21 protein-coding genes are annotated in these 17,308 nt (G+C 67.7%); 18 read left to right on the forward strand and 3 right to left on the reverse strand.

What is annotated here, in order from left to right; all coding sequences use genetic code 11:
• Window positions 1-32 precede the first annotated feature (32 nt).
• The 9 genes from Y900_RS16290 (at window position 33) to Y900_RS16325 (ending at window position 7,594) form a co-directional block, all read left to right on the forward strand.
• A complete protein-coding gene (locus tag Y900_RS16290) occupies window positions 33-1,046 on the forward strand; it encodes a Ppx/GppA family phosphatase (RefSeq protein ID WP_036343198.1) in 1,014 nt (337 codons plus the stop codon).
• Window positions 1,043-2,029, forward strand: a complete 987-nt coding sequence (locus tag Y900_RS16295) for an Rv0497 family membrane protein (RefSeq protein ID WP_036343199.1) — start codon at window positions 1,043-1,045, stop codon at window positions 2,027-2,029. The genes Y900_RS16290 and Y900_RS16295 overlap by 4 nt, the downstream gene beginning before the upstream one ends.
• A 7-nt stretch (window positions 2,030-2,036) precedes the next feature.
• Window positions 2,037-2,882 carry a sugar phosphate isomerase/epimerase family protein gene (locus Y900_RS16300; RefSeq protein ID WP_036343200.1) on the forward strand — a complete coding sequence of 282 codons (846 nt, stop codon included), beginning with the start codon at window positions 2,037-2,039 and terminating at the stop codon, window positions 2,880-2,882.
• Between the two features lie 40 nt (window positions 2,883-2,922).
• The gene (locus Y900_RS16305) at window positions 2,923-3,756 is read left to right on the forward strand and encodes a thioesterase family protein (protein WP_036343202.1); all 834 of its coding nucleotides are present in this window, start codon (window positions 2,923-2,925) and stop codon (window positions 3,754-3,756) included.
• Window positions 3,757-3,836: 80 nt separating this feature from the next.
• Entirely contained in the window at window positions 3,837-4,700 is an 864-nt protein-coding gene (proC, locus tag Y900_RS16310) for a pyrroline-5-carboxylate reductase (RefSeq protein ID WP_036343203.1), read from the forward strand.
• A gap of 139 nt (window positions 4,701-4,839) precedes the next feature.
• Complete coding sequence (locus Y900_RS16315) at window positions 4,840-5,100, forward strand: helix-turn-helix domain-containing protein (protein WP_036343205.1); 261 nt, start codon at window positions 4,840-4,842, stop codon at window positions 5,098-5,100.
• Between the two features lie 150 nt (window positions 5,101-5,250).
• Window positions 5,251-5,352 carry a 30S ribosomal protein bS22 gene (locus tag Y900_RS30960; protein WP_003402602.1) on the forward strand — a complete coding sequence of 34 codons (102 nt, stop codon included), beginning with the start codon at window positions 5,251-5,253 and terminating at the stop codon, window positions 5,350-5,352.
• A gap of 74 nt (window positions 5,353-5,426) precedes the next feature.
• Window positions 5,427-6,500 carry an SDR family oxidoreductase gene (locus tag Y900_RS16320; protein ID WP_036346976.1) on the forward strand — a complete coding sequence of 358 codons (1,074 nt, stop codon included), beginning with the start codon at window positions 5,427-5,429 and terminating at the stop codon, window positions 6,498-6,500.
• A gap of 29 nt (window positions 6,501-6,529) precedes the next feature.
• Complete coding sequence (locus Y900_RS16325; RefSeq protein WP_036343207.1) at window positions 6,530-7,594, forward strand: lysophospholipid acyltransferase family protein; 1,065 nt, start codon at window positions 6,530-6,532, stop codon at window positions 7,592-7,594.
• Window positions 7,595-7,610: 16 nt separating this feature from the next.
• On the opposite strand, the gene Y900_RS16330 is transcribed toward Y900_RS16325, so the two are convergent.
• Complete coding sequence (locus Y900_RS16330; protein ID WP_036343208.1) at window positions 7,611-8,117, reverse strand: FAS1-like dehydratase domain-containing protein; 507 nt, start codon at window positions 8,115-8,117, stop codon at window positions 7,611-7,613.
• Between the two features lie 38 nt (window positions 8,118-8,155).
• Window positions 8,156-9,085: an HAD family hydrolase gene (locus tag Y900_RS16335; RefSeq protein ID WP_036343210.1), complete on the reverse strand. Its 930-nt coding sequence runs from the start codon at window positions 9,083-9,085 to the stop codon at window positions 8,156-8,158.
• Between the two features lie 30 nt (window positions 9,086-9,115).
• Here Y900_RS16335 and Y900_RS16340 point away from each other — a divergent pair, with 30 nt between their 5' ends.
• The 9 genes from Y900_RS16340 (at window position 9,116) to Y900_RS16380 (ending at window position 16,115) form a co-directional block, all read left to right on the forward strand.
• Window positions 9,116-9,376, forward strand: coding sequence for a glutaredoxin family protein (locus tag Y900_RS16340; protein ID WP_036343211.1), 261 nt, complete (start codon window positions 9,116-9,118; stop codon window positions 9,374-9,376).
• 106 nt (window positions 9,377-9,482) lie between these two features.
• Window positions 9,483-10,850, forward strand: a complete 1,368-nt coding sequence (locus Y900_RS16345) for a glutamyl-tRNA reductase (protein WP_036343212.1) — start codon at window positions 9,483-9,485, stop codon at window positions 10,848-10,850.
• Window positions 10,851-10,876: 26 nt separating this feature from the next.
• Complete coding sequence (hemC, locus tag Y900_RS16350; protein ID WP_051660409.1) at window positions 10,877-11,839, forward strand: hydroxymethylbilane synthase; 963 nt, start codon at window positions 10,877-10,879, stop codon at window positions 11,837-11,839.
• A gap of 4 nt (window positions 11,840-11,843) precedes the next feature.
• Entirely contained in the window at window positions 11,844-13,505 is a 1,662-nt protein-coding gene (locus Y900_RS16355) for a bifunctional uroporphyrinogen-III C-methyltransferase/uroporphyrinogen-III synthase (RefSeq protein ID WP_237752580.1), read from the forward strand.
• Window positions 13,506-13,519: 14 nt separating this feature from the next.
• The gene (hemB, locus tag Y900_RS16360) at window positions 13,520-14,500 is read left to right on the forward strand and encodes a porphobilinogen synthase (protein WP_081845133.1); all 981 of its coding nucleotides are present in this window, start codon (window positions 13,520-13,522) and stop codon (window positions 14,498-14,500) included.
• Entirely contained in the window at window positions 14,497-14,925 is a 429-nt protein-coding gene (locus tag Y900_RS16365) for a hypothetical protein (RefSeq protein ID WP_036343218.1), read from the forward strand. Before hemB ends, Y900_RS16365 begins: the two co-directional genes overlap by 4 nt.
• Before the next feature lie 20 nt (window positions 14,926-14,945).
• Window positions 14,946-15,329, forward strand: coding sequence for a hypothetical protein (locus tag Y900_RS16370; protein ID WP_036343219.1), 384 nt, complete (start codon window positions 14,946-14,948; stop codon window positions 15,327-15,329).
• Window positions 15,322-15,828, forward strand: coding sequence for a transport-regulating membrane protein Mce1N (locus Y900_RS16375; protein ID WP_036343220.1), 507 nt, complete (start codon window positions 15,322-15,324; stop codon window positions 15,826-15,828). The genes Y900_RS16370 and Y900_RS16375 overlap by 8 nt, the downstream gene beginning before the upstream one ends.
• Window positions 15,825-16,115: a hypothetical protein gene (locus tag Y900_RS16380; protein ID WP_036343222.1), complete on the forward strand. Its 291-nt coding sequence runs from the start codon at window positions 15,825-15,827 to the stop codon at window positions 16,113-16,115. Before Y900_RS16375 ends, Y900_RS16380 begins: the two co-directional genes overlap by 4 nt.
• Here Y900_RS16380 and Y900_RS16385 read toward each other — a convergent pair.
• Window positions 16,072-17,217, reverse strand: coding sequence for an amidohydrolase family protein (locus Y900_RS16385; RefSeq protein WP_036346978.1), 1,146 nt, complete (start codon window positions 17,215-17,217; stop codon window positions 16,072-16,074). The genes Y900_RS16380 and Y900_RS16385 overlap by 44 nt on opposite strands.
• Between the last annotated feature and the right edge of the window lie 91 nt (window positions 17,218-17,308).

Genomic DNA, 17,308 nt, shown 5'->3' on the forward strand with positions numbered 1-17,308 from the left:
CCGCGCACGGAACGCAGGCTAGTTTTGTTCACGTGCGATTAGGCGTGCTCGACGTGGGCAGCAACACAGTTCATCTGCTGGTGGTCGATGCCCACCGCGGCGGGCATCCGACTCCGATGAGCTCGACCAAAGCCGCGCTGCGGCTGGCCGAGGCGATCGACGACTCAGGCAAGCTCACCCGGCGCGGTGCCGACAAGCTGATCGACACCATCGACGAATTCGCCAAGATCGCGGCCAGTTCAGGCTGCGCCGACCTGATGGCCTTTGCCACCTCCGCGGTGCGCGATGCCAAGAACTCCGAGGACGTCCTGGCGCGGGTGCTCGCCGAAACGGGGGTGAACCTGCAGGTTCTGTCCGGTGCGAACGAGTCGCGGCTGACGTTTCTGGCGGTGCGCCGGTGGTACGGCTGGAGCGCCGGTCGCATCATCAACCTCGACATCGGCGGCGGCTCGTTGGAGCTGTCCAACGGCGTCGACGAAGCGCCCGAGGTGGCGCTGTCCCTGCCGCTGGGCGCAGGCCGGCTCACCCGCGAGTGGCTCCCGGACGATCCGCCGGGCCGCCGTCGGGTCGCGATGCTGCGCGACTGGCTGGACAACGAGCTGGCCGAGGCCAGTACCTTCGTCCTGGACGCCGGCCTCCCGGACCTCGCGGTCGCGACGTCGAAGACCTTCCGGTCGCTGGCGCGACTCACCGGTGCGGCCCCCTCGGGTGCCGGGCCGAGGGTCAAACGAACGCTGACCCTCAATGGCCTGAGGCAGCTCATATCTTTCATCTCTAGGATGACCACGACAGATCGTGCCGAGTTGGAGGGAGTCAGTGCCGAGCGGGCGCCACAGATAGTGGCCGGTGCTCTGGTGGCGGAGGCGAGCATGCGAGCACTGTCATTGGAATCCGTGGACATCTGCCCGTGGGCGCTGCGCGAGGGTCTCATCCTGCGCCGACTCGACAGTGAAGCTGACGGAACTGCCCTGGTGGAAACCGCCGTGGGGGATGCTGGAAGCAAGAATTTTGATCGGTCGACTGCCCGATCGAGAGGCACACGATGACAGCACCAGATGACAGCGAGAACAGCAGGCCCATCTCGGTGGCCGAGCTGCTCGCGAAGAACGGAACGATCGGCTCTCCGCCGGTCGGGGGGCGCCGCCGTCGTCGTCGCGGCAACAGTGACGCTGTGACTGTCGCCGAGTTGACCGGTGAGATCCCGATCTTCCGGACCGGCGAGATGCCCGTCGTGCGCGAGGACCACGTCGCCGAGGAGCCGGTCGAGCCTGAGCCTCCCGCTGCGCCGCCGGCCGCCACCAACGGCTCGGCCGCCGCGACCGAGGTGGTCGACGACGAGGCAGCAGAACACGAGGAACTCGAGGACGAAGCACCGGAGCGGCCGTTCGACGGACCGCCGCCGCGCTCGGAGCGCCCGCTGCCGCGGCGTGAGCCGGGCCCGGAGCGCGCGTATGACCCGCGCCCGCTGCGCCGGCCCGAACCCACCCCCGTCGACGAATCGGACTCCGACGCCGAGCAGATGGCGTTCGACCCGGTCGACGAGGCGGCGCCGGTGCTCGACCTGACCGCCGACGAAGAGGTCGACGAGGCCGCCGAGCTGCAGTCCTATCTGCGGTCCTCCGCCGGCGCCCTGTTCAGCGGCCAGACCGTCGCGGACGACCTCGCCCGCCGCGGTGTGGCCGTCGACGAGCACGACGGCGACACGCCCTCGGCAGACCTCGACACCCAGGCCGACCACGCCGAGGACCGGCCGCGCGAAGGCAAGCTCACCGCACTCTGGCGCGGGCTGCTGGTGGCCGGTCAGTCGATTTTGGCCGTCGCGTTCGGTGCCGGGCTCTTCATCGCGTTCGACCAGCTGTGGCGGTGGAACAACATCGTCGCGCTGGTGCTTTCGGTGTTGGTCATTCTCGGTTTGGTGATCGCCGTCCGAATCGTCCGTAAGACCGAGGACATCGCCAGCACGCTGATCGCCGTGGCGGTCGGTGCGCTGGTGACGCTCGGACCGCTGGCGCTGCTGCAATCGACCTGATTCGTCAGTGCGCCCAGCCATCAAGGTCGGTCTGTCGACGGCCTCGGTCTATCCGCTGAGGACCGAGGCCGCATTCGAGTACGCGGCCGAATTGGGTTACGACGGAGTCGAACTCATGGTGTGGGCCGAAACCGTGAGCCAAGACATCGGCGCCATCGCCAAGCTCTCCCGGCAGTACGACATGCCGGTGTTGTCGGTGCATGCGCCGTGCCTGTTGATCTCCCAGCGGGTGTGGGGCGCCAATCCCATCCCGAAGCTGACCCGCAGCGTGCAGGCCGCCGAGCGGCTCGGCGCGCAGACCGTCGTGGTGCATCCGCCGTTCCGATGGCAGCGCCGCTACGCCGACGGGTTCAGCGAACAGGTCGCCGAGTTGGAAAGCCGCAGTGACGTTCTGGTGGCAGTGGAGAACATGTTCCCGTTCCGGGCCGACAGGTTCTTCGGCTCCGGCGACCCGTCGATCGAGCGGATGCGCAAGCGCGGCGGCCGTCCGGGGGTGGGCATTTCGGCGTTCGCGCCGTCGTATGACCCGCTGGATGGCAACCATGCGCACTACACCTTGGACCTGTCCCATACCGCGACGGCGGGTACCGACGCCCTGGAGATGGCCGACCGGATGGGTGAGGGTCTGGTGCACCTGCACTTGTGCGACGGCAACGGTGCCTCGACCGACGAACACCTGGTGCCTGGCCGGGGAACCCAGCCGACCGCGGAGGTGTGCCAGATGCTGGCCGCCAGCGACTTCACCGGGCATGTGATCCTGGAGGTCACCACCTCGGGTGCGCGCACCAAGGCCGAGCGCGAGGCGCTGCTGGTCGAATCGCTGCAGTTCGCGCGCACCCACCTGCTGCGGTGAGTGCCGCAGCGCGCGGAATTGTTGTGTGAGAAAGGCATTGATGCACCCCCGGTTCGCCGACGCGATGATGTTGCACCCCGTCGAGGATGGTTTCGAGGCAAACCTCAACGAGCACTGGACAATTGGGCCCAAGATTCACGGCGGCGTGATGCTGGCGCTGTGCGCCAACGCCGCCCGGGCGGCGTATGTGCAGGAGTCCGGCGGGCTGGGGCGGAGCGACAAGGGAATGAACACAGCTGAACCGGTTGCGGTGTCGGCGGATTTCCTGTCCGCGCCGGATCCCGGGTCGGTTCGCCTGGTCACCAGCGTTCAGAAGCGGGGACGCCGAATCGGTTTGGTCGACGTCGCCCTCACCCAGGGTGGGCGCACCTGCGTGCGCAGCGTCGTCACCCTGGGCGATCCTGAACATCACGTCGAGCCCCTGCTGTCGGCCAATCCGGTGACACCGCTGATGAGCGTCGAGCCGCCGGAGCACATCGAGCCGATCGGCCCGGGCCATCCGGCGGCGGCGATCAACAATCTGGCGCGCGGCTGCGACATCCGCCCCGACCTGGACGAGACCCGAACCGAGTCCGGTGCGCCGGTGTTCAAGATCTGGGTGCGGCCCAAGGATGGGCCGGTGGACGTGTTGTTCGCGTTGATGTGCGGCGACATCTCGGTGCCGGCCTGCTACGCGGTGGGCCGCCGCGGCTGGGCGCCGACGGTGCAGATGACGGCGTACCTGCGGGGCATGCCGGACCAGGGTTGGCTGCGGGTGGCGTGCACGACCACCCAGATCGGCCAGGACTGGTTCGACGAGGACCACACCGTGGTGGACAGTGCCGGACGCATCGTCGTGCAGACCCGCCAGCTCGCCCTGGTGCCCGCTCAGTGACTTCGGCGCGCAAACCGCCGCTGGGCGAACGAAAGCGCGCCGAAATCGTGGGGAGATCGAACGGCCGATAGGGTCTGCGCATGGCCAGAATCGCGATCATCGGCGGCGGCAGTATGGGCGAGGCGATCCTTGCGGGGCTGCTTCGGGCGGGCCGGCAGGTGAAGGACATCGTCGTCTCCGAACGCATGCCGGAGCGTGCCCGCTACCTGGGCGAGAAGTATTCGATCCAGCTGGCGTCGGTGTCGGAGGCGGTGGAGACCGCCGCATTCGTCATTGTGGCGGTCAAGCCCGGTGATGCCGAGTCCGTCGTGGCCGAGATCGCGGAGGCCGCCGCCCAGGCCGAGGGCGACAGCGTCGAGCAGGTCTTCGTGACCGTCGCCGCGGGGGTGACGATCGGCTTCTACGAATCGCGACTGCCGGCCGGATCACCGGTCGTCCGGGTGATGCCCAACGCACCGGCGCTGGTCGGTGCCGGCGTCAGTGCCATGGCGCCTGGGCGGTTCGCCACCTCTGAGCAGCTCGCTGACGTCGCGGCGGTGTTCCGCTGCGTCGGCGACGTGTTGACGGTCCCGGAGGGCCAACTGGACGCCGTCACGGCCGTCTCCGGTTCGGGGCCCGCTTACTTCTTCCTGTTCGTCGAAGCTTTGGTCGATGCGGCGGTCGCCAACGGGCTCGGGAGGGCCGTCGCGACGGACCTTGCCGTGCAGACCATGGCCGGATCCGCGGCGATGCTGCTGGAACGTCTCGACAGTCAGCGCGCTGCCGGCGAAGACGTCGGCCTGGACACGTCGCCGGCCCGGCTGCGGGCGATGGTCACATCACCCGGCGGCACCACTGCCGCTGGCCTGCGCGAACTCGAGAACGGTGGGCTTCGGGCGGCACTCGCAGCAGCCATCGATGCCGCAAAAACCCGCTCTGAGCAGCTAGGAATTACATCAGAGTAGTTCAAAGAATTTCTGATGGATTGACCCACACCCGTCGCAGTAACCCCATCCGCCACGCTATTCTCCTCGTGTATGCACGGCTGGGTGCCAGCGGTGGGGAAGCCGCTGGAACTGCCCGTGCCTGACGGATTGGGTTGCGATGACGTCTATGAACGGGCCATCAGCGCGGGATTCGGCTGGAAAGTCGGCGCGTGATGCCGGCGCCGACAACCCGCCCGCCGCTCGAGCTCAATTTCTCACCGTCGCCGAGGTCGCCGCGCTGATGCGCGTCAGCAAGATGACGGTCTACCGCCTGGTGCACAACGGCGAGCTGCCCGCGGTGCGGGTGGGCAGGTCATTCCGGGTGCACGCGAAGGCCGTTCACGATCTGCTGGAGACGTCGTACTTCGACGCGGGCTAGCGAGCTCGTCGCGCAGGCGTTCATCGCACGCTAGCGAGCTCGTCGGCAACAGGTCGTTTTCCGTTCCGCATGCCTGCTTAGGTAAGGTGTCCGGGACACAAGAAGCCTGCTCTCGTGCAGGCACTGCGAGGATTTAGGTAGCGGATTTTCATGGGTTCAGTCATCAAGAAGCGGCGTAAGCGCATGTCGAAGAAGAAGCACCGCAAGCTGCTGCGTCGTACCCGGGTCCAGCGCAGAAAACTCGGCAAGTAGACGTCGCACCCGGCCTGGCTCGGCCATCGTCGTCGAGCCGTGCCGGGTTTCGCGCCGGCCGATAGGCTGTGCTGATGTCTTCCGGCGGTATCGACAACGAAGCCCCGCATTACCCGAAGGTCGTGCTGGTCACCGGAGCGTGTCGCTTCCTCGGCGGATACCTCACCGCGCGTCTGGCGCAGAACCCGCTGATCAACAAAGTCATCGCGGTCGACGCCGTCGCGCCCAGCAAGGACTTGCTGCGCCGGATGGGCCGCGCCGAGTTCGTCCGCGCCGACATCCGAAACCCGTTCATCGCCAAGGTGATTCGCAACGGCGAGGTCGACACCGTGGTCCATGCCGCCGCGGCGTCGTACGCCCCCCGTTCGGGTGGGCGCGCCACGTTGAAGGAAATCAACGTAATGGGCGCCATGCAGCTGTTCGCGGCGTGCCAGAAGGCGCCCTCGGTACGGCGGGTGATCCTCAAGTCGACCTCCGAGGTCTACGGCTCGCACCCGCACGATCCGGTGGCGTTCACCGAGGACAGCAGTAGCCGTCGCCCGCCGGCGGAAGGGTTCGCCCGCGACAGCATCGACATCGAGGGCTATGCCCGCGGACTCGGCAGGCGCAGGCCCGACATCGCGGTCACGATTCTGCGGCTGGCCAACATGATCGGCCCGGGTATGGACACTGCGCTGTCGCGGTATCTGGCCGGCCCGTTGGTGACCACGATGCTCGGCCACGATGCGCGGCTGCAGCTGCTGCACGAGCAAGACGCGCTCGGGGCGCTGGAGCGGGCCACGATGGCCGGCAAATCGGGCACTTTCAACATCGGCGCCGACGGCGTGATCATGATGTCGCAAGCGGTCCGGCGGTCCGGGCGCGTTGCGATTCCATTGCCGAATTCCGCGGTTTGGGCACTGTATTCGTTGCGAAGAGCGGGCCGGGCTTCCGACCTCAACCGTGACCAGATGGATTGGCTGAATTACGGCCGGGTCATGGACACCACCAGAATGCGCTCCGAGTTGGGCTTCACGCCGAAATGGACGACGATGGAGGCGTTCGACGACTACGTGCGCGGCCGAGGTTTGACGCCGATCATCGACCCGAAATGGGTACGATCTGTGGAGAGTCGCGCGGTCGCCGTTGCGCAGCGGTGGGGCGGCTGACAGGCCGATGGTGGGGAGAAGGTACCGAAGTGGCGGGTGAACCAAAGGCGAAAGTGATTCCGCTGCACTCGAATACGAGTCGAGTCGCGGCGGCCCGTCGTGCTGCGCAGCGCGCCGACGCGGCGCGCCGTCATCCCTCGCTGCTGTCCGACCCGGCCACCCGGGCCTCGGCGGAGGAGATCGCCGCCGTCGTCCGGGAGATAGACGCGCGGCGCGGTGCCAGTGGAATCGGGGTCGCCGAGGATGCGCCCAATGAACTGGCGCAACGCATTTCGGCCGTCGCGGAGTATGTCACCAAACGATTCACCGGTGATTATTCGGTCGACGAATTCGGGTTCGACCCGATGTTCAACAACGCGATCGTATTGCCTTTGCTCCGGCCGCTTTTCCAGAAGTGGTTCCGGGTCGAGGTCAGTGGCATCGAGAATCTGCCCAAAAAAGGCGCCGGCCTGGTGGTCGCCAATCACGCCGGAACGTTGCCGATGGACGGGCTGATGTTGTCGGTGGCGGTGCACGACCACCACCCGGCGAATCGGGACGTCCGGTTGCTGGCGGCCGACATGGTCTTCGATATGCCGATGCTCGGCCCGATCGCCCGCAAGGCCGGCCACACCATGGCGTGCACCACCGACGCCCATCGTCTGCTGGCCGGCGGGGAACTCACCGCCGTCTTCCCCGAGGGCTACAAGGGTTTGGGCAAGCCGTTCCGCGATCGCTATAAGTTGCAGCGGTTCGGCCGCGGCGGCTTCGTCTCGGCGGCGTTGCGCACCAAGGCGCCGATCATCCCGTGCTCGATCGTCGGGTCCGAGGAGATCTATCCGATGATCACCGACGTCAAGCTCCTGGCGAGGGTGCTCGGGCTGCCCTACTTCCCGATCACGCCGCTCTTCCCGTTGGCCGGGCCGGCCGGACTGATCCCGCTTCCGTCGAAGTGGCACATCGCATTCGGCAAGCCCATCGAGACGGCCAGCTACGACGAGGCCGCCGCCGACGATCCGATGATCACGTTCGATCTCACCGATCAGGTGCGCGAGACCATCCAGCAGACGCTGTATCAGTTGCTGACGAAGCGTCGCAACATGTTCCTGGGCTGAGCCCGGCCACTGCGCGCTAGGTTTGCCTGCCCAGTGCCGCCGCGGCGATGGCCGCGACCTGAGCATTGGTTTCCTCGTCGCCGCCGGCTTCGCCGATCATTGTCACGACGGTCGTCATCACCGGTTTGCCATCTTCGTCGGTGACTTCGCTGCGCAATTCGCTGATCACCGTGCCGTGCGATTCGACAACCGAGTCCAGCCACGAATCGAAGAACAATTTGTCGCCCGCCACGATCCGGCGGTGGAATTTGATCTTCTGGTCCCGATGAATGACGCGGGCGATATTGATGCCGACGTCGAAGTTACGGAAGATGTCGAGCTGCACCTGGCGGCCCGGGATCGCGATGAACGTCAGTGGCGCCACCACGTCGGGGTAACCGGCGGCCTTGGCCGCCTCCTCGCTGAAGTGCAGCGGATCGTCGGACTGGATCGCCTTGGCGTACTCGCGGATCTTCTCGCGACCGACGAGGTAGTAATCCGGATAGCGGTAGTGGGTTCCGATGATGTCGCTGGCGATTGACACCCGGGGAGCCTATCAGCGGCTATTGCGCACGCTGTGAATCAGCGCCTGCGTGACACCGCCGCCGCCAGCGCGCCGCCGACCGCACCCAGCGCCAGCGCCGACGGCACCCCGATGCGTGCCGCCTTGCGTGCGGTGCGGAAATCGCGGATCTCCCAGCCGCGCTCGCGGGCCAGCTCGCGCAGGTCGGCATCGGGGTTGATCGCGACTGCGGTGCCCACCAGCGACAGCATCGGCACGTCGTTGTAGCTGTCGGAGTACGCGGTGCAGCGTCTGAGGTTCAGCCCTTCGCGAACGGCCAGCTGCCGCACCGCGTGTGCCTTGCCGACGCCGTGCAGGATGTCGCCCACCAGCCGGCCGGTGAAGACCCCGTTCTCCGACTCGGCGACCGTCCCCAGCGCGCCGGTGAAGCCGAGCCGGCGGGCGATCGTGCCGGCCAGCTCGTACGGCGTCGCGGTGACCAGCCACACCTGCTGGCCGGCGTCCAGATGCATCTGCGCCAGTGCCCGGGTGCCCGGCCAGATCTTGTCGGCGATGATCTCGTCGTAGATCTCTTCGCCGACGGCGATCAGCTCGGCCGTCGAGCGTCCCTCGATGAACGCCAGCGCCTTGCGCCGGCCCTCGGCCACATCGTCGCTGTTCTCCCGGCCGGTGAGCTGAAACTTGGCCTGCGCGTAGATGAATTTGGCCATGTCGCCGTAGGTGAAGTACTTGCGTGCGGCCAGCCCGCGGCCGAAATGCACCAGCGACGAGCCCTGCACCAACGTGTTGTCCACGTCGAAGAACGCGGCCGCGGTGAGGTCGGCAGGCGGCGGCACGGTCGACTCGGCCGCCACCGGCCCCGGCTCGCGCACCGCGGCGATGCTGGCGTCACGCGCCACCGCGCTGGCTTGCTCGGCGACCAACTCGTCGACGGCCAGCTCGGCGCCGGCATCACCTGCAAGCTCCTGGTCGTGGTCCCCGGAACCCATGGGTCAACCCTAACTGCGACACTGGCTCAGGTGAGCCGCGCACACGTCGAGCTGTTGACCCGGGCCGGGTGCACCATCTGCCAGCAGGTCTACGGGCGCCTCACCGAGCTGGCCGCCGAACTCGATTTCGAGCTGACGGCCACCGACGTCGACGCCGCTGCGGCCGCGGGGGACAACGCCTTACGCGCCGAATTCGGCGACCGACTGCCGGTCGTTCTACTCGACGGACGTGAGCACAGCTACTGGGATGTCGATGTCGAGAGGCTTCGCGCCGACCTGTCCCAGCGGTGAACACCGGCGGAATTTGGCCAGCTGCCTGCGCAGCGTTTACCGTGGAACTAAGTTTCACTAACGGAGCATTCCGTCACAGCGAGGGAGCGGGCCAGGTGATCGTGCCGTGAGCGTCCTGCTGTTCGGAGTTTCGCATCGCAGCGCTCCGGTTTCGGTCCTCGAGCAACTGTCCACCGACGAGTCGGACCAGCTCAAAATCGTCGATCAGCTCCTGCAGTCACCGCTGGTGACCGAGGCGATGGTGCTGTCCACGTGCAACCGCGTCGAGGTCTACGCGGTGGTCGACGCCTTCCACGGCGGCCTGTCGGCGATCGGCCAGGTGCTCGCAGAGCACTCCGGCATGCCGATGGGCGATCTGACCAAGTACGCCTACGTCCGCTACTCCGAGGCCGCCGTCGAGCATCTGTTCGCGGTCGCCAGCGGCCTGGACAGCGCCGTGATCGGCGAACAGCAGGTGCTCGGCCAGGTCCGACGTGCCTACGCCACCGCGGAAGCCAACAAGACCGTCGGGCGGATCCTGCACGACCTGTCCCAGCGCGCGCTGTCGGTGGGCAAGCGGGTGCACTCCGAAACCGCGATCGACACCGCCGGCGCCAGTGTGGTGTCCGTCGCACTCGACATCGCCGCCTCGAGGATGGACGGGTTGGCCGGACGCACCGCCGCCGTCGTCGGCGCCGGATCGATGGGTGGGCTGTCGGTCGCGCATCTGTTGCGCGCCGGCATCACGCACATCGACGTCGTCAACCGGTCGTTGCCACGTGCGACGCGCCTCGCCGAGAGCATCCGCCAGCAGGGCGCCACAGCCCAGGCGCTGAGCCTCGATGACCTGCCGACCGCGCTGGCCACCGCCGATGTCGTGGTCAGCTGTACCGGCGCGGTCCGCCCGGTGATCTCGCTGGCCGACGTGCACCACGCGCTGGCCAGCGTCCGCCGCGATGAGACCGCCGCTCCGCTGGTGCTCTGCGACCTGGGCATGCCCCGCGACGTCGACCCCGCCGTGGCCGGTCTGCCCGGTGTGGCGGTCATCGACATGGACCGGGTGCAGCGCGAACCGTCGGCCAGGGCCGCGGCCGCCGACGCCGAAGCAGCCCGTCAGATCGTCGCCGCCGAGGTTGCCAGCTACCTGACCGGCCAGCGGATGTCGGAAGTCACACCCACAGTCACCGCACTGCGCCAGCGCGCCGCCGACGTCGTCGAATCAGAGCTGCTGCGGTTGGACAACCGGTTGCCGGGCCTGGACGACGCCCAGCGCGACGAGGTCGCCCGCACCGTGCGGCGGGTGGTCGACAAGCTGCTCCACGCCCCGACGGTGCGCGTCAAGCAGCTGGCAAGCGCACCGGGCGGCGACAGCTACGCCGAGGCGTTGCGAGAACTCTTCGAACTCGATCCGCAGGCCGTCGATGCCGTGGCCGCAGGTGAATTGCCCCTGCTGGCAACGGAATTCGAACAAGGCCGAACCGACGGCACCGGGTAGCGCGGTTGGCCGGCAGTAACGACGCGGTGATCCGGATAGGTACCCGGGGCAGCCTGCTGGCGACCACGCAGGCGGGGACCATCAGAGACCAACTGATCGAGCGCGGGCACCGCGCCGAGCTGATCATCATCAGCACCGCCGGCGACCGATCCGACAAGCCGATCGCCGAAATCGGGGTCGGGGTGTTCACCGCCGCCTTGCGTGAAGCCATCGCCGACGGCCGCGTCGACATGGCGGTGCACTCGTACAAGGATTTGCCGACGGCATCCGACGAGCGGTTCACCATCGCCGCGATCCCGCCCCGGGAGGACGCCCGCGACGCCTTGGTGGCCCGCGACGGCTTGGTTCTGGGGGAGTTGCCGGCGGGTTCGGTGATCGGCACGAGCTCGGTGCGACGGGCTGCGCAGCTTAAAGCACTGGGTCTCGGTTTGGAAATCCGCCCCCTACGAGGCAACCTAGATACCAGGTTGAACAGGGTAAGCAGTGGTGATCTCGACGCCATCGTGGTTGCCCGGGCGGGCCTGGCCCGTCTTGGACGACTCGGCGATGTCACCGAGACGCTGGAGCCGGTGCAGATGTTGCCAGCGCCGGCCCAAGGTGCGCTTGCGGTCGAGTGCCGCGCGGGCGACACCGAGCTGGTGGCGCTGTTGGGAGAACTCGATGATCCCGACACCCGCGTCGCGGTCACCGCGGAGCGAACCCTGCTGGCCGAACTGGAGGCGGGTTGTTCCGCACCGGTGGGCGCGATCGCCGAAGTGGTCGAGTCCATCGATGACGACGGCCGCGTCTTCGACGAGCTGTCACTGCGCGCATGCGTGGCGGCAGCAGACGGATCCGACGTGATTCGTGCGTCCGGTATCGGCACGCCCGGCCGGTCCGCAGAGCTGGGGCTCTCGGTCGCCGCGGAGTTGTTCGAGCTCGGTGCTCGTGAAGTCATGTCGGTACAGGGCTCCGTAGGTACGGCAGAAGACGGAGCAGAGCGGGAGTGAAGCGATGACTGGTCATGTGAGCGGTCGGGGACGCAAGGCGAAGCCGGGACACATCACGTTTGTCGGCTCGGGTCCGGGTGACCCCAACCTGTTGACGACGCGAGCCCGCACCGTGTTGGCCAACGCCGCGCTGGTGTTCACCGATCCCGACGTGCCACCGGCCGTCCTGAGCGTGGTCGGCACCGACCTGCCACCGGCGTCCGGCCCCGCGCCGGCGCCGGACGGTCCCCCTGCCGACGGCCATGACGAGACCGCGCCGCCGGTGGTATCCGTCGGCCCGGACATCCGGCCCGCGCTCGGCGACCCGGCCGAGGTGGCCAAGACGCTGGTCCACGAGGCCAAGGCCGGCTTCGACGTGGTGCGCCTGGTCGCCGGGGATCCGCTGTCGATTGATTCGGTCATCACCGAGGTCAACGCCGTCGCCCGCGCCCACGCCGAGTTCGAGATCGTTCCCGGTCTGCCCGCCACCAGCGCGGTCCCGACCTACGCGGGTCTGCCGCTGGGATCGGCGCACACCGTCGCCGACGTGCGCGGCGAGGTCGACTGGGCGGCCTTGGCCGCCGCACCCGGCCCGCTGATCCTCACCGCGAGCGCCTCGCACCTTCCCGAGGCCGCGCGCACCCTGATCGAGTACGGCCTGGCCGAGGCCACGCCGTGTGTGGTGACCTCCAACGGCACCACCTGCGGCCAGCGTTCGGTCGAGACCACGCTGCACGGCCTGACCGACCGCGCCACCCTGGCCTGCAACAGCGATCCGGCCGGTCCGCTGACCGGCACGCTGGTGGTCACCATCGGCAAGACGGTGGCACACCGCGCCAAGTTGAACTGGTGGGAGAGCCGCGCGCTGTACGGCTGGACTGTGTTGGTGCCGCGCACCAAGGATCAGGCCGGCGAGATGAGCGACCGGCTGGTCGGCCATGGGGCACTGCCCATCGAGGTGCCCACGATCGCCGTCGAGCCGCCGCGCAGCCCGGCTCAAATGGAAAGGGCCGTCAAGGGTTTGGTGGACGGCCGCTACCAGTGGGTGGTGTTCACCTCTACCAACGCGGTCCGCGCGGTGTGGGAGAAGTTCGGCGAGTTCGGTCTCGACGCCCGGGCTTTCTCCGGCGTGAAGATCGCCTGCGTGGGCGAAGCGACCGCCGACCGGGTCCGCGCTTTCGGCGTCAGCCCTGAGCTGGTGCCCGCCGGTGAGCAGTCTTCGCTCGGTCTGCTCGACGAATTCCCGGAGTACGACAGCATTTTCGATCCGGTGAACCGGGTGCTGCTGCCGCGCGCCGACATCGCCACCGAAACGCTGGCCGAAGGTCTGCGCGACCGCGGCTGGGAGATCGAAGACGTCACCGCCTATCGCACCGTGCGGGCGGCGCCGCCGCCGGCCGAGACCCGCGAGATGATCAAGACCGGCGGGTTCGACGCGGTGTGCTTCACCTCGAGCTCGACCGTGCGCAACCTGGTCGGCATCGCCGGCAAGCCGCACGCCCGCACCATCGTGGCGTGCATCGGGCCGAAGACGGCGGAGACGGCCGCGGAGTTCGGGCTTCGGGTCGATGTGCAGCCGGAGACCGCTGCGGTCGGTCCGCTGGTCGACGCGCTGGCCGAGCATGCCGCTCGGCTGCGTGCCGAAGGGGCGTTGCCGCCGCCGCGCAAGAAGAGCCGACGCCGCTAAACGGAAGCCGTTACATGTCGTTCCCCAGGCAGCGTCCGCGCCGATTGCGCTCAACTCCGGCGTTGCGCCGATTGGTGGCCGAAACCACGGTGGAGCCAAGGCATTTGGTGCTCCCGATGTTCGTCGCCGACGGGATCGACGAGCCACGGGAGATTGCCTCCATGCCCGGGGTCCATCAGCACACCCGCGACTCGCTGCGCCGGGCCGCCGAACAGGCTGTGGCTGCCGGCGTCGGCGGTCTGATGCTGTTCGGGGTTCCGCGTGAGTCGGACAAGGACGCTCTCGGCTCGTGCGGGGTGGATCCCGACGGCATCCTCAACGTGGCGCTGCGCGACCTCGCCAAGGACCTCGGCAACGACACCGTCCTGATGGCTGACACCTGCCTCGACGAGTTCACCGACCACGGGCATTGCGGTGTGCTGGACGCCCGGGGTCGGGTCGACAACGACGCCACCAACTTGCAGTACGTCAAACTTGCTGTCGCCCAGGCCGAATCGGGAGCCCACGTGGTGGGGCCCAGCGGCATGATGGACGGTCAGGTGGCGGCCATCCGCGACGGTCTCGATTCGGCCGGGTTCACCGACGTGCTGATCCTGGCCTACGCCGCGAAGTTCGCCTCGGCGTTCTACGGACCGTTCCGCGATGCGGTGGCGTCCAGCCTGCAGGGGGACCGGCGCACCTATCAGCAGGACAGCGGCAACGCGCGGGAAGCGTTGCGCGAGATCGTTCTCGACCTCGACGAGGGGGCCGACATCATCATGGTCAAGCCGGCGATGGCCTACCTGGACGTGGTGCGAGCGGCCGCCGACGTCTCCCCGGTTCCGGTTGCCGCCTATCAGGTGTCGGGGGAGTACGCGATGATCAGCGCGGCCGCGGCCAACGGATGGATCGACGGGCGCGCCGCTGCGCTGGAGTCGCTGACCAGCATCCGGCGCGCGGGCGCCGACATCGTGCTGACCTACTGGGCCGCTGACGTCGCGGGCTGGCTGTCGTGACACATCAACATCAACAGCCGCCCACGGCTCACACGCGTCCCGCCGACGTCGATACCGGCTTCTGGCTGTGGCTCATCGCCCTGCCGCTCATGGTCATCGGCTACCTCGTCGACGCGTATTTCACCGCGAGTAAGCATTCGTCGTTCTTCGTCATCGGGATCACCGTGTTGTTCGCGGTGACGGTGTCGGCGGTGGTCGTCACGTTCCTGTTCTTGATGCGGTCCGGCTATCGCTGGACCCGGACGGTACTGACCGGTGGCGGCGTGGCCAGCGTCATCTATACCGCGGCCAGCCTGTTCAGCACCGATCGGGAGACTGTGCAAGCGGTCGTCTTCGCGGTCACCGGCATCATCGGCTCGGTGTTGATCATGGGGGGCGCGTACCTGCTGCACCGGCCGGACGCGCACGGGTTCTTCAGCAAGTGACCCGATAGGCTGGCCCGACCATGACCGCAACCCAACCCCGGCCACGCCTTGTCTCGATCGCATTCTGGTGCTGGCTGGCGGGGGCCATCGTGCTGATGTTGGGCGGCCTGCTGCTCGTGTTCTCCAACAGCCCGGTTCCGGTGTTCTTCCGCGGCGCCGGCGTGCTGTGGATCGTGGCCGGTGCGCTGTTGAGCTACATCGCAGGCCGGACCCGTGGCGGTGACACCCGCTTCCGGCGGGCCGCGGTGGCGCTCTCGATCGCGCTGGCGATACTGCTGGCGCTGTTCTCGGTGATGACCGGCGGCCTGGTGTGGCTGTTTGCCATGGTGCTGGTGTTCGTTCCCGCGGTGTTGATCATGCGACCCGCGGCCCAGGAGTGGTACACCCCGGAGTCCGATGTCTGACGATCAGCGCACCGAGCAGCCGGAGCGGCTGTTCTTCGAAACCGGCGCCAGCTGGTACTGGCTGGTCGCCGGGCCGGTGTCGGCGATCGCGATGCTGCTGATCCAGATCAAGGGCGGGGCTGGATTCCAGCCGTTCGTGCCGCTGATTTTCCTGGTGCTCGTCACCGGCTTCCTCTACATCCAGGTCAAGGCCGCCCGTATCCACACCAGCGTGGAACTGACCCGCGACGCCTTGCGCCAGGGCACCGAGGTCACCAAGCTGACCCACATCGTGCGGGTGTTCCCGCCTGCTGAACATTCGGTGAAATCGCGTGAGCCGCTGGAGAAGTGGCAGACTTCGCGGGCGCTAGGAGAGTTGTCCGGGGTGCCCCGCGGCCGGACCGGCATCGGCGTCGAGCTCACCGGCAAGCGCACAGCGCAAGCCTGGGCGCGTAACCATCGCGCTCTGCGTGCCGCGCTGACCGGGTTGGTCGAGGGCGAGACGGTGGACGCCTCGTGAGGCACATCGTCCAGTTGGTCCTGGCCGCACTGGCGCTGGCCGGCGCCGTGGTGACCGGTTTGGCCGCGCGCAGCGTGGCGGTCGTGGCACCGGTCACCGACGGTCAGCCCTCGACGACGTCGGCGGTCTTCGACCCGCCGCTGATGATGCTGACCTGGTTGCTGGTCACCCTGGCCGGGGTGTTCACGGTGCTGGGTGTGGCCGGCCTGATGCGGGCCAGGCGGGCCCGCACCGCCGTAGCGCTCAGAACACCCGAGTCTGTCCCTCCAGCACTGGAACCGTCGTAGGCAGCTTGTAAGTCTCGACGCCGTTGCGCCACATCACGGCATCACGGGCATGCTCGGGCAGGTGCTTGACCAGCCAGCGCGGGTCGTCGAATGTCCAGTGCGGGTAGTCCGAGGAGAACAGTAGGATCTTCTCGCATTCCATCCATTCGAAGGCCCGCAGCAGTTCGGTCTTGTCCTCGGGATAGTCCAGCGGCTGGGTGGTGAACTTGATGTGGTCTTTGACGTAGTCGCTGGGCTTGCGCGTGATGTCGACCCACGATTTGCGCGCGTCGTAGATGGCGTCCATCCGCCACATCAGCGGCAGGATCCAGTTGAAGGCGTGCTCGACGAACACGATCCGCAACGTGGGGAACCGGTCGAAGACGCCGTCGAAGATCAGGCTCATCACCTGATTGGCGGCCAGCAGTGAGTAGCTGACCATGAAGTCGTGGTTGTAGCTGGGGAAACCGACCGGCGGGATCGGCAGGGTCTCGAACTTGCCCCGGCCGAGGTGGCAGCTGACGGTGATGTCGTGCTTGGTGGCGGCCGCCCAGATCGGGTCGTATTTTGGGTCACCCCATGACGGCCGGGGTTCGGCCTTGATCAGGATCTGCGACATGTACGGGTGGCCGGCCCACTGCTCGATCTCGCGGGCCGCCCCGGCGGGATCTTCGATCGCCACTGTGATCGAGCCGCGCCACCGCTGATGCCAGTTGTTGCGGCCGTCCAGCCAGTGTTCGTCGAGCCAGCGGTTGGTCGCGATGGCCGAAGCCTGCGCCGCGTCGGCCAGGCGCGCCCCGGGAGCCAGCGGTTCCAGGATGCAGATATCGGCACCGGCATCCATGACGAGTTGACGAAACGCCAGATCAGGGTCGGTTCCGGCGAACTCGCCGTCGGGCGGGAAGGTATCGGTGCGCATCGCGTAGGCGTGCGCGTAGTCGGGGGCGTCGTAGTAGATCTGCTCCCCGATGGGGTGGGAGAGGAAGTACTTGGTGCGCCAGGGCTCGGGTATGTAGTCGATCAGCACCCCGCGGCGCGGTACCGGGTGGACGTCGGAATCCACGCACCGCACGGCGATGTGTTCGGTCGGTGCTGACCGCGCCTCGATGTGGGTCAGAGTCATCCGGGTCATCTCTTCGTCGTCGGTCTCTCCAGTGTCCCACTCCAAGCCATCCAAATCGGGCCGAAAATCGAGTAGTCGGCTACGGATGTCC

It is taken from the genome of Mycolicibacterium aromaticivorans JS19b1 = JCM 16368, assembly GCF_000559085.1.
Lineage (GTDB): Bacteria > Actinomycetota > Actinomycetes > Mycobacteriales > Mycobacteriaceae > Mycobacterium > Mycobacterium aromaticivorans.

What these genes read in the sequence shown, in the direction of transcription:
- Y900_RS16355 (WP_237752580.1), top strand. Translation starts at nt 11,844, where the DNA reads ATGACTGGTCATGTGAGCGGTCGGGGACGCAAGGCGAAGCCGGGACAC.
- Y900_RS30960 (WP_003402602.1), top strand. Translation starts at nt 5,251, where the DNA reads ATGGGTTCAGTCATCAAGAAGCGGCGTAAGCGCATGTCGAAGAAGAAG.
- Y900_RS16295 (WP_036343199.1), top strand. Translation starts at nt 1,043, where the DNA reads ATGACAGCACCAGATGACAGCGAGAACAGCAGGCCCATCTCGGTGGCC.
- Y900_RS16315 (WP_036343205.1), top strand. Translation starts at nt 4,840, where the DNA reads ATGACGTCTATGAACGGGCCATCAGCGCGGGATTCGGCTGGAAAGTCG.
- Y900_RS16335 (WP_036343210.1), bottom strand. Translation starts at nt 9,085, where the DNA reads ATGGGTTCCGGGGACCACGACCAGGAGCTTGCAGGTGATGCCGGCGCC.
- Y900_RS16385 (WP_036346978.1), bottom strand. Translation starts at nt 17,217, where the DNA reads ATGACTCTGACCCACATCGAGGCGCGGTCAGCACCGACCGAACACATC.
- hemB (WP_081845133.1), top strand. Translation starts at nt 13,520, where the DNA reads ATGTCGTTCCCCAGGCAGCGTCCGCGCCGATTGCGCTCAACTCCGGCG.
- Y900_RS16305 (WP_036343202.1), top strand. Translation starts at nt 2,923, where the DNA reads ATGCACCCCCGGTTCGCCGACGCGATGATGTTGCACCCCGTCGAGGAT.
- proC (WP_036343203.1), top strand. Translation starts at nt 3,837, where the DNA reads ATGGCCAGAATCGCGATCATCGGCGGCGGCAGTATGGGCGAGGCGATC.
- Y900_RS16320 (WP_036346976.1), top strand. Translation starts at nt 5,427, where the DNA reads ATGTCTTCCGGCGGTATCGACAACGAAGCCCCGCATTACCCGAAGGTC.
- Y900_RS16375 (WP_036343220.1), top strand. Translation starts at nt 15,322, where the DNA reads ATGTCTGACGATCAGCGCACCGAGCAGCCGGAGCGGCTGTTCTTCGAA.
- Y900_RS16370 (WP_036343219.1), top strand. Translation starts at nt 14,946, where the DNA reads ATGACCGCAACCCAACCCCGGCCACGCCTTGTCTCGATCGCATTCTGG.